Origin of the sequence: Lactococcus sp. LG1074, assembly GCF_017309525.1 — a bacterium.
Classification (GTDB): Bacteria; Bacillota; Bacilli; order Lactobacillales; family Streptococcaceae; genus Lactococcus; species Lactococcus petauri.
Genome location: NZ_CP071293.1, coordinates 558444 through 574354 on the forward strand (window position 1 = coordinate 558444; position 15911 = coordinate 574354).

Annotated in this window: 12 protein-coding genes and 1 other RNA gene; 11 read left to right on the forward strand and 2 right to left on the reverse strand. The window is 39.0% G+C overall.

Going from position 1 to position 15911, the window contains the following annotated elements; genetic code table 11:
- Positions 1 to 65: 65 nt before the first annotated feature.
- The 6 genes from J0J36_RS02710 to J0J36_RS02735 all read left to right on the forward strand — a co-directional run bounded on the left by J0J36_RS02710 (position 66) and on the right by J0J36_RS02735 (position 7412).
- Entirely contained in the window at positions 66 to 2429 is a 2364-nt protein-coding gene (locus J0J36_RS02710; RefSeq protein ID WP_019335668.1) for a DNA translocase FtsK, read from the forward strand.
- Positions 2426 to 3427 carry a DNA polymerase III subunit delta gene (holA, locus tag J0J36_RS02715; protein ID WP_019335667.1) on the forward strand — a complete coding sequence of 334 codons (1002 nt, stop codon included), beginning with the start codon at positions 2426 to 2428 and terminating at the stop codon, positions 3425 to 3427. The genes J0J36_RS02710 and holA overlap by 4 nt, the downstream gene beginning before the upstream one ends.
- Positions 3428 to 3539: 112 nt before the next feature.
- Positions 3540 to 3929, forward strand: a complete 390-nt coding sequence (locus tag J0J36_RS02720; RefSeq protein WP_004258719.1) for a DivIVA domain-containing protein — start codon at positions 3540 to 3542, stop codon at positions 3927 to 3929.
- Between the two features lie 35 nt (positions 3930 to 3964).
- Positions 3965 to 4328: RNase P RNA component class B (gene rnpB / locus J0J36_RS02725), an RNA gene on the forward strand.
- A 57-nt stretch (positions 4329 to 4385) separates the two neighbouring features.
- Positions 4386 to 5543, forward strand: a complete 1158-nt coding sequence (locus tag J0J36_RS02730; protein WP_019293774.1) for a class I SAM-dependent RNA methyltransferase — start codon at positions 4386 to 4388, stop codon at positions 5541 to 5543.
- 21 nt (positions 5544 to 5564) lie between these two features.
- Positions 5565 to 7412 carry a cell division site-positioning protein MapZ family protein gene (locus J0J36_RS02735; protein WP_040086529.1) on the forward strand — a complete coding sequence of 616 codons (1848 nt, stop codon included), beginning with the start codon at positions 5565 to 5567 and terminating at the stop codon, positions 7410 to 7412.
- A 54-nt stretch (positions 7413 to 7466) separates the two neighbouring features.
- Here the strand turns inward: J0J36_RS02735 and J0J36_RS02740 are convergent, their stop codons facing one another.
- Positions 7467 to 8210, reverse strand: a complete 744-nt coding sequence (locus tag J0J36_RS02740) for a MurR/RpiR family transcriptional regulator (RefSeq protein WP_019335665.1) — start codon at positions 8208 to 8210, stop codon at positions 7467 to 7469.
- A 139-nt stretch (positions 8211 to 8349) separates the two neighbouring features.
- Between J0J36_RS02740 and gnd the strand changes: the two genes are divergently transcribed.
- The 5 genes from gnd (at position 8350) to J0J36_RS02765 (ending at position 14592) form a co-directional block, all read left to right on the forward strand.
- Positions 8350 to 9264 (forward strand): phosphogluconate dehydrogenase (NAD(+)-dependent, decarboxylating), encoded by a 915-nt coding sequence (gene gnd, locus J0J36_RS02745; RefSeq protein WP_040086525.1) that lies wholly within the window; start codon positions 8350 to 8352, stop codon positions 9262 to 9264.
- A 6-nt stretch (positions 9265 to 9270) separates the two neighbouring features.
- On the forward strand, positions 9271 to 11157 hold the full coding sequence (gene ascF, locus J0J36_RS02750) for a PTS cellobiose/arbutin/salicin transporter subunit IIBC (protein WP_153924606.1): 1887 nt from the start codon (positions 9271 to 9273) through the stop codon (positions 11155 to 11157).
- On the forward strand, positions 11147 to 12583 hold the full coding sequence (gene ascB / locus J0J36_RS02755) for a 6-phospho-beta-glucosidase (RefSeq protein ID WP_019335661.1): 1437 nt from the start codon (positions 11147 to 11149) through the stop codon (positions 12581 to 12583). The genes ascF and ascB overlap by 11 nt, the downstream gene beginning before the upstream one ends.
- Positions 12584 to 12627: 44 nt before the next feature.
- Positions 12628 to 14127 (forward strand): gluconokinase, encoded by a 1500-nt coding sequence (gene gntK, locus J0J36_RS02760; RefSeq protein WP_153924609.1) that lies wholly within the window; start codon positions 12628 to 12630, stop codon positions 14125 to 14127.
- A 72-nt stretch (positions 14128 to 14199) separates the two neighbouring features.
- The gene (locus J0J36_RS02765; protein ID WP_019335659.1) at positions 14200 to 14592 is read left to right on the forward strand and encodes an arsenate reductase ArsC; all 393 of its coding nucleotides are present in this window, start codon (positions 14200 to 14202) and stop codon (positions 14590 to 14592) included.
- A 42-nt stretch (positions 14593 to 14634) separates the two neighbouring features.
- Here J0J36_RS02765 and J0J36_RS02770 read toward each other — a convergent pair whose 3' ends face one another.
- On the reverse strand, positions 14635 to 15720 hold the full coding sequence (locus tag J0J36_RS02770; RefSeq protein ID WP_017368973.1) for a Xaa-Pro peptidase family protein: 1086 nt from the start codon (positions 15718 to 15720) through the stop codon (positions 14635 to 14637).
- Positions 15721 to 15911: the final 191 nt, after the last annotated feature.

Genomic DNA, 15911 nt, shown 5'->3' on the forward strand with positions numbered 1-15911 from the left:
TGAAAGATAAGCCTGTAAAATGTTACAATAAAGAGTAATATTAAGTTTTAGAACAGAGAAATAATATGCCCGCAAAAAGAACAACAAAAAGTAAATCAAAACCAAAAGCGAAGCGTTCAACAGCAAAGAAACCATCGACTAAAAAGTCAAATACTAAATTTTGGACGGCTAATAAAAAAATGGCGGCTTTTTTTGGGAGCTTTATTATCATTTTATTTGCTTTAGCACGTTTGGGCTTATTTGGTGTCTTTTTATATAATGTCACCCGACTGGCTGTAGGATCATTAGCAATCACTTTCTTATTAATCGTTTTATTCGTCATGTTTATGACGGTTTTCAAAAAGGATTTCTTTCGTGAAAACAAACGCTTTTTACCAGGGTTAGCTCTCTTTTTCTTTGGACTTCTTCTTGTTTTTCATGCGAGATATGATGTCCTGTCTCCCAATAAAAATGCTTTAGTTTTAGCAATGTCTGATCTGAAAAAAGGACAGGTGACGCATTTTCTTGGCGGTGGTTTTTTAGGAGACTTGTTTTTTGGTCCAGCTAAAGCCCTCTTTTCCGTAATAGGTGTTTATATTATTGTGGGAATTCTGTGGCTTATCGCATTGTATCTTATGGCACCCGCTTTGATTGCACGGCTACGTATTTTTCTTAAAAGAAATATAAGCGAAACACGTACGCGTATGGCAGATCGTGCTGAAGCAAAACGTGCAGCAGCACTCTTAGAAGAAAAAGCCAAAGCTCAAGAAGAAGCTGAAAGAAACTTACGGGCGATGGAAGCAGAAGAAGTTCCTCTCCCAAGTGAACCCCTGTTTGAAGAAAATACAACTTCCAACTTTTCCGAAATTCCTATAGCTATTCCTGATACGCCAGTATCACCTACAAAAGAAATGGGGGTTATAGAACCGCAAGAGGAAGTAGAGGATGACCAAGAGCCAATCAGTTTTGAACGTTCTGTTGACAACGAGTTTTATCAACTTCCGACGATTGATTTATTGGAAGAAATTCCAACAAAAAATCAAGCGGGAGAACGAGAAAATGTCCGCAAAAATATTCAAATCCTAGAGCGAACATTAGAATCCTTCAAGATTTCGGCATCAGTTGAATCTGCTGTTGTAGGCCCATCCGTCACCAAGTACGAAATTAAATTAGCTACCGGAGTGAAAGTTTCGCGTGTTGTCAACTTATCAGATGATCTAGCTTTAGCTCTGGCAGCAAAGGATGTACGGATTGAGGCACCAATACCTGGGAAATCCCTTATCGGTATCGAAATTCCTAACAGTGAAGTTGCAACCGTTGGTTTCCGTGAACTTTGGGAAAATGCTCAACCCAAAACGAACAGTTTGCTCGAGTTGCCTTTAGGAAAAGCTTTAGACGGTACGATTCGTACTTTTGATATGACACGGATGCCTCACTTACTTGTAGCAGGTTCTACAGGTTCAGGTAAGTCGGTTGCTGTGAACGGTATTATCACTTCTATCCTGATGAAAGCCTTGCCTAGTGAGGTTAAATTCTTGATGGTCGATCCTAAAATGGTTGAACTTTCTGTTTATAACGATATTCCTCATCTTCTTATTCCTGTGGTAACGAACCCTCGTAAAGCATCACGTGCCTTACAAAAGGTGGTAGATGAAATGGAAAACCGCTATGAACTCTTTAGTCAAGCAGGAGTACGTAATATTGCAGGTTATAATGAAAAAATAGAAAAATACAATGCACAGTCGAATGAAAAATATCAAACCTTACCATTAATCGTCGTTATTGTCGATGAGCTCTCTGACTTGATGATGGTAGCCAGTAAGGAAGTTGAAGATGCGATTATCCGTCTTGGACAAAAAGCCCGTGCAGCTGGTATCCATATGATTTTAGCAACGCAACGTCCATCCGTTGATGTCATCTCTGGCTTGATTAAGGCAAATGTTCCTTCACGTGTCGCTTTTGCTGTATCCAGCGGGACAGATTCTCGCACAATCATTGATACAAATGGTGCAGAGAAACTTTTAGGACGGGGGGATATGCTCTTTAAACCCATTGATGAAAATCATCCTGTACGTTTACAAGGCGCCTTCTTATCAGATTCTGATGTTGAGTCAGTCGTGAATTTTATTAAAAATCAATCCCAAGCTGACTATGATGAAAGCTTTGATCCTGGTGAAGCTGAAGAAGACAGCAGCCGTGGCACAGCAGCACCATCAAATTCAGCTGATCCCTTGTTTGAAGAAGCGCGCAATATGGTTATTTCTGCTCAAAAAGCCTCGACGGCCCAGTTGCAACGTGCGCTTAAAGTCGGTTTCAACCGCGCTTCCGATCTGATGAATGAACTGGAGGCAGCAGGTATTGTCGGCCCAGCCAAAGGTACAACACCACGAAAAGTTCTCGTTACAAAAGATGGAGAGTTTTTAGAAGGACAGGAGTTTGACGAAGCATGAGCGCTTTTGAAGAATTAGAAAAAATAAAAAAAGCAGGTCTGCCTCAAATATTGGTACTTTACGGAGAGGAAGAAGATCTTGTTCAAGAACTAAAAAGTCGGCTTTTAGAGTATGTCCATTTTGACAGTACGGACTTAGGGCAAGCATATTTTGACCTGAATAATGCCAATGCAAATCTTGCCTTAGAAGAGCTAGAGAGTTTGCCTTTCTTTGTTGAGCAAAAGCTGGTTATTTTAGAAAATCTCACAAATCTTACAACAGTAAAAAAAGCGGTTTTTGATGAAAAACAGACAGTGCGTTTTGAAAATTTTTTGAATGATCCAGTCGAAACTACACAGCTGATTCTTATTTTACATGGTAAGTTAGACAGTCGACTGAAACTCACGAAAAAGCTAAAAACACAAGCCACTCTGCTCGAAGCACAAGAACTAAAACCTCAAGAGTTAAGTCGAGTTTTTGCCGATACAGGCCTTTCTGGAACTATTCTCCAAAGGATATTTGAAAAATCAAATTTTTCTTTTCCAGTAATCAAACAAAACATCTCCTTGTTAAAAACATATGTGGGAGAACGAACAATTACTCTGGCGGATGTCGAAAAAGTTGTTCCTAAATCTCTCCAAGATAATATTTTTTTGTTGACCGACTTGATTTTGAAGGGTGATGTGAATCAAGCACGTGATTTAGTTCATGATTTGACTTTGCAAGGTGAGGAGTTAATCAAAATATTGGTTATTTTGACAAATTCCTTCCGGCTTTATTATCAGGTAAAACTGATGCAAAATAAAGGTTGGAATGAACAGAAACAAACTTCTTATCTTAAAATTCACCCCTATCGTGTCAAGTTAGCAAATCAGCAAGTACGTAACATGCAGGAAAGCTTTCTGGCACAAGCTACATTGTCCCTCATTGAACTTGATTGTAAAATAAAAAGCTCAGGAGTAGATGCAAATTATTTGTTTGATTTAGCCTTGATTAAGTTAGCTTTGAAAGACTTATAACAAGCCATTTATCCGGATATTTTCCAGTGGATAATTGACTTGAAAAATTAAAAAATTTCTGCTATGATTAAAGATGATAAAACTTTGATATGAAATGATAAAAGAGGACGATATGGCAACATTTAAATTTACACCTAAAGATATCTATGAAGCTGACTTTGGAACAAAAATGCGTGGTTATGATAAAGAAGAAGTTGACGAGCTCCTCGATGACGTCATTCAAGATTACGAAGCTTTTCAAGCAGAAGTATTGCGCTTGCAAGAAGAAAACGAGTTTTTGAAGAAAAAAATCGTAGAACTTGAATCTCAAGCAAGTCGTCCTAACCAAGCAAATTTGGAAGAAACACAACGTTTGGATAACATGAGCCGCGTGGTTTCAAGCCGAATCAATAAACCAAAAACAGAAATTGGTCAACCAAGTAACTTTGAGCTTCTTAAACGTATTAACCGTTTGGAACAAGCTGTTTTTGGTCCAGGAAGTGCTTCAAGTGAAGAAGCATAAAGCTGACTTCATAATTTAATGAAAAAGAAAAAACAGTTTTTGGATAACTGCGTGATACCTTTGGTATCATGAGGAAAGTCCATGCTCGCACGGGCTGCGATGCCCGTAGTGTTTGTGCTTGGTGAAACAATAAACCAAGGTAGGAGTGTCATGCCTAACGGCTGAAGAAAGTGCTAAGTCTTTTGATATGCATGAGTATTCTGTAAAAGTGCCAAAGAGACGAGGCTTGCTGGAAACGGTAAGATTGGAACGTGGTAAACCCCTCAAGCGAGCAACCCAAACTTATGGTCGGGGCACTTGACTAGCCGAATTGAAGGCGTGGTCGAGGGGGAAGACTATCTTCCCCAGACAGATGGTTATCGACGGTCGCAAGACCTGAACAAAACATGGCTTATAGAAAACTGTATGACACGCTGGGCTAGTCCCAGCTTTTTTTAGAAAGAAACAAAGGAACAAATGAAAAATAATTTTAAGCTGATAGCGACTGCTGCAGCAGGTCTTGAGAGTTTAGTGGCTCGTGAATTACGCAATATGGAAGTCGAAAATGTTACGATTGACGATCGTTCTCGTGTTTTTTTTACAGGAGATACAAGAACAATTGCTCAAGCAAATACTTGGCTTCGTACAGCAGATCGTGTAAAGATTGTTGTGGGTGAATTTAAGGCACGTACTTTTGATGAACTCTTTGAAAATGTATATGCGCTTGATTGGGAAGATTATATTCCTTTTGGTTCAGCCTTTCCTGTAAGTAAAGCAAAGTCTGTGAAATCAACTTTACATAATGAGCCAAGTGTTCAAGGGATTACTAAAAAAGCTATTGTGAAGAAATTGCAAAAAGCCTATCATCGTCCAGAGGGCGTACCTATCCCAGAAAATGGTGCGGGCTTTTCCATCGAGATTGCGATTCATAAAGATAATGCGACGGTAATGATTGATACCACCGGCGATTCACTCTTCAAACGTGGCTATCGTGTTGAAAAAGGTGATGCTCCATTAAAGGAAAACATGGCAGCAGCGATTATTATGTTGACAAACTGGCTGGCAAATCCAAAACGTATGTTTGTTGACCCGACATGTGGTTCAGGAACATTTACGATTGAAGCTGCGATGTTGGCACTTAATATGGCACCCGGTCTTAATCGCAAGTTTGCCTGTGAAGCATGGTCATGGATGAAGCCAGATGTTTTTGAAGAAGTACGCCAAGCCGCAAAACAAGCTATACGTAAAGATTTAGAGCTTGATATTCAAGGCTTCGATATCGATGGTCGAATGATTGAAATTGCAAAAGGAAATGCACTTGCAGCTGGACTTGACCATGTGATAAAATATAAACAGATGCGTCTGCAAGATTTTCATACAGATGCCCTTGATGGGGTTATTGTATCGAACCCGCCATACGGAGAACGTTTGGGAGATGAAGATTCAGTTGCAGGGCTCTATAAAGAGATGGGTGCAACTTTTGCGCCCCTCGAAACTTGGAGCAAATATATTCTGACAAGTGATATTGCTTTTGAAACACATTACGGAGCTAAAGCAACGAAAAAGCGTAAGCTCTATAACGGAACATTGCGTACAGACTTGTATCAATATTTTGGAAAAAGAATAAAAAAATAAGCAAATGCTATGGAGATCTAAATGACAGAAGAAAAAGATAAAGATATCAAAAATTCTGGCGAAAAAGTCTTAAAACTGGGCGATGTCTCAGATTTCACTGTAGGCGAAATTGTAAAAAAAGCGCAAAGGGTAGATAAAGAAAATAGTGAAAGCGAAAGCGTACTTGACAAATACATTCGTCAACATCGTGGAGAGATTGAAGCTGTTAAAAATCAAGCCTTAGAAAAATATATCCAAACTGAGCGTAAGAAAATGGATCAAGAAGAAACTGTTGATCCTAATGAAGAAGTGATTGTGGCTAAAGAAGAAGAAGCTGAAGAAAAGTTAGCTGAGGCGTCAGAGACACAAGATTCAGAAACTGGCACTCAAGAAGCAGAAACAGTTACTCCATCTAAGGAACCAAACTTCAAAGAAAAAAATAAGTCAGAGTTTGATGAAGTAGAAATTGCTGATGATGTACCTCCTGTTGTTCCTGTACCGGTAGAACTTGTCGATAAGGAAAGTGCAGCTGAACAAGCGGAAGAAACAGAAAGTACAGCACAAGATTTCCCAGAGCTTTCCAATCAAGTTCCTGACTCAAAAGAAGAAGTTGCGGAAACAAGCCCTACAGAAGAGCCAGTTTCGACTGTAGACGAGGAGCTGGAAAACTCAATAGAAGCAAATGAAAATGTACAAGATGAGGAAAAAGAAAGTGCACCTATCGAAGAGGCACAGCTTCCACAAGAAGAAGTTGTTGTGCCTCTAGAAAAAGCACCGGTTGCCGGTGAAACTGTGCCAACACCCTTACCTGTTACACCCGTAGTTGAGTCGGAAGCTTCTGCGCAAGAAGAGCAATCAGAGAAAAAGAAAAATAAGAAACCTTTGATTATTGGACTTTGTGCATTGGTCCTTTTGGCTGCAGGAGGCGCTGGTTATGCACTCTATAATCATAATAATAATGAAAAAGCAGTCAATCAAGCAGCTGTGGAAAACAAAGCTAACTTAAATGCTTTTAATAAAGCTTACGACGAATTTTTTACTGACTCAGATCATCAAGTACTGAAGAATTCTAATTTTGATCAATTGTCAGCTTTGAAAAATAAGCTCAAAACTTTAAAAGGAAGCGATTTTGATACCGCAGAAACAAAGGTAAATGCGCTTGAAGCACAAATAAAAGCAGTTGAAAAAGTTAACGCTCTCTTTAATAAATCAGCTATTGTAGATGGTGAACTTAATAAGGAAGCTCAAGTAAAAGAGGCAGTAAGTATACCAGCGGTTCCAAATACTGAAAATGAGAAACTGAATAAAGTATTGGCTCAAGCAATTAACTTAGCAAAAACACAGCAATCAGAGGCTAAAGCTAAAGAAGAGCAAGCAGCGACGGCTACGCAAAATAATGCAGCTACTCAACCTGGCAATCAAACCTCAGATCAAACTGCAGGAACATCAGCTTCTACTGATACATCAAATGGAACAACAGGAGCCACAACACAACAACAAACAGATAAAAATGCAGCACAAGGTGGAGCTTCATCTGCCACAGCCGTAGCGGCTGATGGTGCCCAAAATCCGACAGGTGCTACGCCAGATAATTCCAATGCGCGTGTTCAACCCCAAGCTAATCTTAATCCACAAGATCCAGCTTTCACTTGGAATCCTGGAATCAGAGATAAAGTATTGAATATTGCGCGTCAGCGTGGTTATATCTCAGGTAATGATTTTATTCTTTTACCAGTCGCTATTCATACAATGACTTCCGGTTTCATGGCTGGTCAAGTTGCAGGTTATTTCAACTTGTATCGTCCAGACGGCAGTTACCTATTAACAATAAATAATAAAACGGGATATTTCTTCGGAAATGGTAAAGGTTTACCTACCGACTTTGGATAAAATAAAAACTTCTTTGTGGATAACAAAGAAGTTTTTTTATGTCTAAAATTATATCTATTGCTTTTCAAGATTTTGCACAATTCTGGATAGAATTAAATCAATAACTGCGACCTGAAAAGTTCGAGGGGTAACATCATAGTTGTGGTAGATAGCAGTCGAAGTATTAGTAGAGATATTTATTTTGCTTAAACGCCCTAGGGGACTACTTTTAGCATTTGTTAGAGAAAGAACTGTGGCACCAGTATGATTGGCTTTTTGAGCAGAATTCGTCAGCCGTTTCGTCTGTCCTGATATGGAGACGTAAATAACCAGACTATGGCGATTAAGAATATTAGGCAATAAATCTAGGAGGGTATCATCCGAAACATGAACGGCAGCATAGTCAAATTGATTTAACTTATGGCTGAAGTAAGCAGCAAGAGATTTAGAAGCTTCAACCCCGGCGATATAAATGGTTTTCGATTTAGATATTTCTTGCGCAAATAACCGCACTTTGTCTGTGGTAATATCTGTGGATAAAAAATTGCAAAAGTTTGTAAGCTCCTCTAAAAAGGAAATCTCATGTTTATTACTTGTCAAACTGAGCAGTTTCTTTGTTTCAAATTTAAACTCCGAAAATCCTGAAAATCCTAATTTTTGGCAAAGTCGTATGATTGAAGTTCCTGAAGAATGGAGCTCTACTGCAAGTTGTGTTAGATTATTATCTAAAAGCTCTGGCTGGCTATCCAGCTTTAACAATATGGATTGTTCTGTGTTGGAGAGCTGTGTACTCTGATAATTGTCAATAAATATTCCCATAAAATTATTATAACATGATTGTGGAGAATTCTCCGTTTTTTGGAGAAAGCGGTTACTTTTTCCGTGTTATAATATTTAAGAAGTAAGGAAGATAAATATAATGTTTTTCTTATAATAGCCATATCAAATAGGAGAGAATATGAATTTTGGACTTATCGGGATTGGTAAAATGGGACTTAACCTTGTAAAAAATGCAGTTGATAAGGGTATGAAAGTGACTGTCTTAGACAACGACGAAACACAAATCAGAAAAGCAGAACTATATTCTGAGCAAGTGATAAGCTGCTCTACTTTAGAAGAATTCATTGAAGTCATACCACAGCCACGGATTGTTTGGCTTATGTTACCTGCAGGAAGTATAACAAATAGTATCGTTGAGGAGTTGACTCAAAAGTTATCCGCTGGAGACATCCTTATTGATGGAGGAAATTCATATTATAAGGATAATCTTCAACAAAATGAAAAGCTAAAAGCTAAGAAAATTGATTTCTTTGATGTTGGTACTTCAGGGGGAATGGCTGGTGCACGTTCGGGGGGGAACTTTATGATTGGTGGTGATAGCAAAAAATCTTGGGAAAAATTGGAACCCCTCTTTCAAAAATTGGCTCAAAAAGATGGCTATCTTTATACAGGTCCGCTTGGCAGTGGCCATTATCTTAAAATGATTCATAATGGCATTGAGTATGGCATGATGCAAGCTATTGCAGAAGGCTTTGAGATTTTAGAAGCTTCTCCCTTTAAATACGACTATGAAGCAGTAGCCAAATTATGGAATCATGGGTCAGTTATTCGTTCGTGGCTTATGGAGCTTGCGGAAGAACAATTTGCAAAGGATGCAAAATTAGATCAAATTATAGGGCGAGTCCAAGCCTCGGGAGAAGGAAAGTGGACAGTCGAAGAGAGTCTAGACTTAGAAGTTCCTGCACCTGTAATTGCCATGTCTTTAATGATGCGTAATCGTTCCTTACAGGAAGATAGCATGAGTGGAAAAGTAGTCGCAGCCCTCAGAAATGGTTTTGGTGGACATGCTGTGGAAAATAAAACTAAGGAGTAAGAGAAAATGGCGCAAGATTTTAATATAATGGCGGAGACTATTCTGCAAGCAATAGGTGGAGTCGAAAATGTTGAAAATTTAACACATTGTATGACACGACTACGTTTTATCTTAAAAGACGAAAGCAAAGCAGATGATGATAAAGTAAAAAACATCAATGGGGTAATGGGGCTTGTCAAGCAAGGCGGGCAATACCAAATTATTGTTGGCAACAATGTAGCCGCAGCTTACGCAGCTATCTTAAAAAAAGGTGTTGCTGGCGGTGCTGTGGCGAACGAGTCAGGTAAACCGAAAGAAAAATTAACCTTGAAAAAAATAGGAACAAACATCCTTGATGCCATTATTGGAACTATGTCTCCTTTGATACCAGCTATTATTGGCGGTTCAATGATTAAGTTGCTCGCGATGCTTTTGGAAATGACGGGGATTCTAAGTATTGATGGTTCAACCTATAACATCTTGAATACCATTGGGGATGCTTCATTTTTCTTTTTACCACTATTAGTCGCTGTTTCTGCTTCTAAAAAATTTGGCTCAAACACTTACTTAGCGATGGCTATCGCTGGTCTAATGGTACATCCGGTCTTTATGGAATGGATGGCAAAGGCTGCTGAGGGTACTACTGTAACTTTTGCGATGATCCCTATGACATCTGTAAAGTACACTTATACTATTATTCCCGCTATCGTGATGACATGGCTCCTTAAATATATTGAAAATTATGTTGATAAAATCACGCCTGTGGTAACGAAAAACTTTTTGAAGCCAATGCTTATCCTACTTGTAGCAGCACCAATCGCTATACTTTTAGTAGGTCCAGCAGGAGTTTGGTTAGGGACAGCTATTTCTAATGGTGTGTTCTTTATTCATGATAAACTAGGGTGGTTAGCAGTAGCCATTGTTGGCGCACTGTGGCCGTTGCTTGTCATGACAGGAATGCACCGCGTCTTCACACCGACAATTGTACAGACTATTGCGGATACAGGTGTTGAGGGAATGGTTATGCCATCAGAAATTGGTGCCAACCTCTCATTAGGCGGTGTTTCTCTAGCAGTTGCTTTGAAAACAAAAAATAGAGAATTACGGCAAACAGCTTTAGCTGCAGCATCTTCAGCTATCATTGCAGGGATTACTGAGCCCGCACTTTATGGTGTAGCTGTACGTTTGAAACGACCGATGATTGCCTCAGTGATTACAGGTTTTGTTGCCGGAGCTGTAGCTGGAATGGCAGGACTTGCCAGCCACTCAATGGCCGCTCCAGGTTTGTTTACGAGTGTTCAATTTATTGACCGTGATAATCCAATGACCATCGCTTGGGTAGCTATCGTGATGATTCTCTCCATTGTATTGTCATTTGTCTTAACCTTGGTTATCGGGTTTGATGATTTGCCTGTGGAAGAAGAAAACTTAAAAGAAATCCATCTGGATCAAGTTGCTCAGACTGTAAGTATTAAATCTCCAGTAACTGGAAAAGTTAAAAAACTTTCAGAAGTTGCAGATGAGGTCTTTTCAGAAGAAGTATTGGGTAAAGGCTTTGCGGTTGTACCAAGTAATGGACAAATTGTTTCACCAATCACAGGGACGGTTACAGCTGTTTTTCCAACAAAACATGCCATTGGAATTACCAGTGATAAAGGATTAGAAGTTTTGGTCCATATTGGTATCGATACAGTAACTTTAGAAGGCAAAGGTTTTACTTCAAACATCAAAATGGGCGATAAAATTTACCAAGGAACTCCAATAGTAGAAGTTGATTTAGCACTGATTGAAGCAGCAGGACTTGCCACAGATACGATAGTTGTTGTGACAAATTCTGCAGAATATGTGAATTTTGCGCTTTTAGAAAAGGATGAAGTCAGTGAGGGAGAGGTAATTTTAGACGTTGAAAAATAAAAAAGAAGCAGGAAAATTTCCTAAAGATTTTCTTTGGGGTGGAGCTATTGCGGCAAACCAAGCTGAAGGAGCATGGTTAGAAGGGGGGAGAGGAGCCAGTAATATTGATATGCTGCCTTTAGGTGAAAAACGCTTGCCCGTTAAATTAGGTGAAATTTCTCATCCAATCTTAGAGGAATCAGAATTTTACCCCAGTCATCAAGGCATTGATTTTTATCACCGCTATAAACAAGATATAGCACTGCTCGCAGAAATGGGATTAAAAATATTCCGCACATCAATCTCTTGGTCTCGTCTTTTTCCCAAGGGTGATGAAAGTGAGCCTAACAAAGAGGGGATAGCCTACTATCGTCAAATGTTTGCAGAGTGTAAAAAGTATGACATGGAACTTTTGGTAACCTTAGGACATTTTGACGTTCCGATGGGATTAGTTGAAAAATATGGCTCTTGGCGCGACCGTAAAATGATTACCTTTTTCGAGAGATACGCTCGGACATGTTTTGATGAGTTTGGAGACGATGTAAAGTACTGGATTACTTTTAATGAAATAAATATCATTCTACATAGCCCCTTTTCAGGAGCAGGATTGGCCTTCCAAACAGGTGAAAATAAAGCGCAAGTAATCTATCAGGCTGCCCATCATATGCTCCTTGCAAGTAGTTTGGCTGTGAAAGCTGCACATAAATTGGATAAGGATTTACAAATCGGATGTATGATTGCTGGAGGTGCATTTTATCCCTATTCCTGTAAACCTGAGGATGTCTGGCAAGCCTTGCAAGATGAACAGATGAATACATTTTTTACGGATATTCAAGCTCGAGGGTATTATCCTTCTTACACACAGAGGATTTTCCGCGAAAAAAATATCGAGTTAAAGATGGAAGTTGGTGACGAAGACATCTTGAAGCACACTGTGGACTTCGTTTCTTTTAGTTACTACGCTTCGCGATGTTCAGTTGCAAGTTTTGATGATTTAGAAGTTAATGCAGGAAATGTGGTCAAGTCGGTGAAAAATCCATATCTAAAAACAAGTCAGTGGGGGTGGGCTGTTGATCCACTTGGGTTAAGGATTACCATGAATCAAATTTATGATCGCTATCAAAAACCTATTTTTATAGTTGAAAATGGATTGGGAGCGTCGGATAAGATTGTTGATGGAAAAATCAATGATGATTACCGTATTGCGTATTTAAAAGAGCATATCAAAGCGATGGCAGACGGTATTTCCGATGGAATACCCTTGATGGGTTATATCGTTTGGGGAGTCATTGACTTAGTTGCAGCTTCCACAGGCGAGATGAGTAAAAGATATGGTATGATTTATGTGGATAGAAAAAATGATGGATCAGGCTCGCTTGCACGGATGAAGAAAAAGTCGTTTGATTGGTATAAGTCTGTTATTGCATCAAATGGAAATGATTTATAAAATAAAAAGGCAATGGAGACTTGCCTTTTTTTGAAAGGAAACACATGGATTATTTAATAGGTATAGATTTAGGTACCACTGCGACAAAAGCAGTTCTCTTTGATCAATCAGGGATTCAGATCGCCACAAGTTCTCAGTCTTACCCACTTTATCGTGATGCCCAAGGAATGGCAGAAGAAGATTTAGAGGAGATATTTACTGCGATGATAAGTGTTGTTGAAAAAATAACACGCCAAATAAAAACAGGAGATTCTATTTTAGCATGTTCTTTCAGCACCCAAATGCATGCCTTGATTGCCTTTGATCAGGAATGGCAGCCTTTAACGCGTGTCTTAACTTGGGCAGATACTAGAGCTGAAAAATACAGTAACGATTTAAAAAGTGAAGATACTTCAAATGCTATATATCATAAAACAGGAACACCTTTACATCCGATGTCGCCTCTTGCTAAACTATTATGGCTCAAGAATGAAAGAAAAGAGATTTTCAAAAATGCAGCGCATTTTATGGATCTCAAAGGCGCAATCTTTCAACGCATTTTCCAAAGTAATACGATGGATCTATCAATTGCTACAGGTACAGGTTTTTTTAACAATCAGAAAATGACCTGGGACGATGATATTTTAGATCTGTTAGGTATTTCAAAAACACAACTTCCTAAAATCGTATCACCTTATGCAATAGAGAAAGGTTTACCAGAAAAATGGATACGAAAGATGGGGCTTTCACCAGATACCGTTTTTGTATATGGCGTTGGCGATGGTCCTATGTCAAACTTAGGTGTTGGGGCAATTAAAAAAGGTGAATTGGCAATTACAGTAGGTACTTCAGGCGCCCTTCGCATGGTAAGTGATGTACCTCAGCTAGATGAAGCAGCGAGAACTTTTAGTTACGCACTTGATGAAGACCATTGGGTAAATGGTGGAGCGGTAAATTCTGGAGGCGATGTTTTTCGGTGGTTAAAAGACAACGTACTTGAGAAGTCTTATGACTTTGCAGCGATTACTGACTTAGCAAGAGGTGTGTCTCCAGGTTCGGATGGATTAATCTTTCATCCTTATCTAGGTGGAGAACGAGCACCATTGTGGAATGCAGCAGCTAGGGCTTCTTTTTTTGGACTTAGCTATCGTCATACAACAAGTCACATGGCGCGTGCAGTTCTTGAGGGCATTTCCTTTAACTTGCGTATGTTAGAAGAGACACTCACAGAAAATTCAGCATGTCCTAAAATAATAAAAGTTACGGGAGGTTTTTCTCAGTCGGAGCTTTGGTTGCAAATTCTTGCAGACATTTTTGAGTTACCAATAACGGTTCAAAAAGACCATGAGGCGGGATGCTTTGCAGCACAGATCATGGCTCAAAAAGCTTTGGGGAGGATTGATAGTATTGAAGATGTTGCTAGTGGAACGATGGAAATAGTTTATAAGCCTCAGCCAGAAAATTTTAAATACTACCGCGCTTTATACCCTCTCTTCAAAAATTTAACACAAGAGTTTGCGAAAAGCTATGCCGAAATAGCTAAATACCAGCAAGAATTTTCATAAGCTCCGTACAGTTTGAGCGAGTACCGGGGGAAAATAGTGTATAATATGTAAAAATAGTTGAGGAGAGTTACTATGGTCAAAATCGCATTTATCTGTGTGCATAATTCTTGCCGTTCACAAATTGCAGAAGCTTTGGGGAAAAAATTAGCTGGGGATAAGTTTGAGTTTTACTCTGCGGGTACTGAGATAAAGCCACAAATTAATCAAGATGCTGTCCGTTTGATGAAAGAAATCTATGACATAGACATGGAAAAAACACAAAGTTCAAAGCTCTTACAGGATATTCCACCTGTGGATATTGTGATTACGATGGGATGTAACGTTGGCTGTCCTTATCTTCCTTGTCAATATAGGGAAGACTGGGGCTTAGAAGATCCAACAGGTCAAAGTGATGCAGTCTTTAAGGATATCATCCAGCAAATTGAAACGAAAGTACTTGCTTTAAGAAAACGAGACTTTGGTTAATAAAAAAAGCACTGATTCAGTGCTTTTTCATTTCTGATGATTTTAGAAAATCATCAATTCTTTATTTGTTTTAGTTAAAGGCTCACATCCTGTTTCAGTAACATAGAGACAGTCCTCGATACGTACGCCAACTTTACCTGGGATATAAATTCCTGGTTCATCAGAGAAGCACATGCCTTCTTCGATGATGATGTCCTCAGAACCACCAATAGATGGGAATTCATGGACATCCATACCGATACCGTGTCCAAGGCGGTGGACAAAGTATTCGCCATAACCAGCTTTAGTAATCACATCGCGGGCTACTTTATCAATTTCAAGTGCAGATACACCAGGTTTTACGAAGTCCATAGCAGCCATTTGTGCTTCAAGTACGATTTTGTGGATATCGGCATCAAAATCAGAAGGTTTACCGATTGAGATAGTACGTGTAGCATCAGAAGCGTAGCCATTTTTCATCACACCGAGGTCAAAGAGCAAGAGTTTATTGTCTTGAATTTTGACATCTTCTGGCATACCGTGAGGATTAGCTGCACGAGCGCCTGAGAGTACGATTGTTTCAAAACTCATTTGAGGTACGCCCATACGCTTCATTTCGTATTCGATTTTTGCAACAACATCTGTTTCTGTACGATCTGAATTTGCATATTCAAAACCAATTTCGAAACATTTATCTGCGTAATCCCCAGAAATTTTCATTTTTTCGATTTCATCGGCAGATTTGATCAAACGCATACGTTCTACCAATGGTGTCAAGTTGACAAATTCAACACCAGAAAATTGAGATTTGAGCCCTTCAGTTTTTGACAAAGGGATGTCAGAAAATTCGACTGCAATTTTTTGGATATTTTTTGATCCCAAATGTTCTTTTACAACAGCCCACGGATTTTGTGAATCTTCATAGCCAAAAATATCAAAGCCAGTAGTGTTTTCTTTGGCTTTTTCTACCTCCAAAGCTGGAGTGAAGAGAGATGGCGCTTTATCCGGGAAAACCATCAAACCAGCAATACGTTCATGCGGGTCAATGGCAAGACCTGTTAAATAATTCAAGGTCGTAGGATTGGTGATGAAAGTCATGTCGACTTCATTTTCGTTCAGAAAATTAGAGATACGTTCGAGTTTGCTCATAGTATCCACCTTTCTATAATTATTATCTCTATTGTACGCTAAATTCTGAAAAAAATCATGTGCGACAATATCTACAATATACTACCAAAAATTATTGAAACGGTTTTCAAAAAGTGATATAATTAAATTTGGAAAAACTTTTCATAAATATTAAAAGATATAAAAAACAGACAAAGATTATTATAATTGAG

Coding starts and splice junctions, on each gene's coding strand:
- holA (WP_019335667.1), top strand. CDS start 2,426: ATGAGCGCTTTTGAAGAATTAGAAAAAATAAAAAAAGCAGGTCTGCCT.
- J0J36_RS02770 (WP_017368973.1), bottom strand. CDS start 15,720: ATGAGCAAACTCGAACGTATCTCTAATTTTCTGAACGAAAATGAAGTC.
- J0J36_RS02740 (WP_019335665.1), bottom strand. CDS start 8,210: ATGGGAATATTTATTGACAATTATCAGAGTACACAGCTCTCCAACACA.
- J0J36_RS02710 (WP_019335668.1), top strand. CDS start 66: ATGCCCGCAAAAAGAACAACAAAAAGTAAATCAAAACCAAAAGCGAAG.
- J0J36_RS02730 (WP_019293774.1), top strand. CDS start 4,386: ATGAAAAATAATTTTAAGCTGATAGCGACTGCTGCAGCAGGTCTTGAG.
- J0J36_RS02735 (WP_040086529.1), top strand. CDS start 5,565: ATGACAGAAGAAAAAGATAAAGATATCAAAAATTCTGGCGAAAAAGTC.
- gnd (WP_040086525.1), top strand. CDS start 8,350: ATGAATTTTGGACTTATCGGGATTGGTAAAATGGGACTTAACCTTGTA.
- gntK (WP_153924609.1), top strand. CDS start 12,628: ATGGATTATTTAATAGGTATAGATTTAGGTACCACTGCGACAAAAGCA.
- ascF (WP_153924606.1), top strand. CDS start 9,271: ATGGCGCAAGATTTTAATATAATGGCGGAGACTATTCTGCAAGCAATA.
- J0J36_RS02720 (WP_004258719.1), top strand. CDS start 3,540: ATGGCAACATTTAAATTTACACCTAAAGATATCTATGAAGCTGACTTT.
- J0J36_RS02765 (WP_019335659.1), top strand. CDS start 14,200: ATGGTCAAAATCGCATTTATCTGTGTGCATAATTCTTGCCGTTCACAA.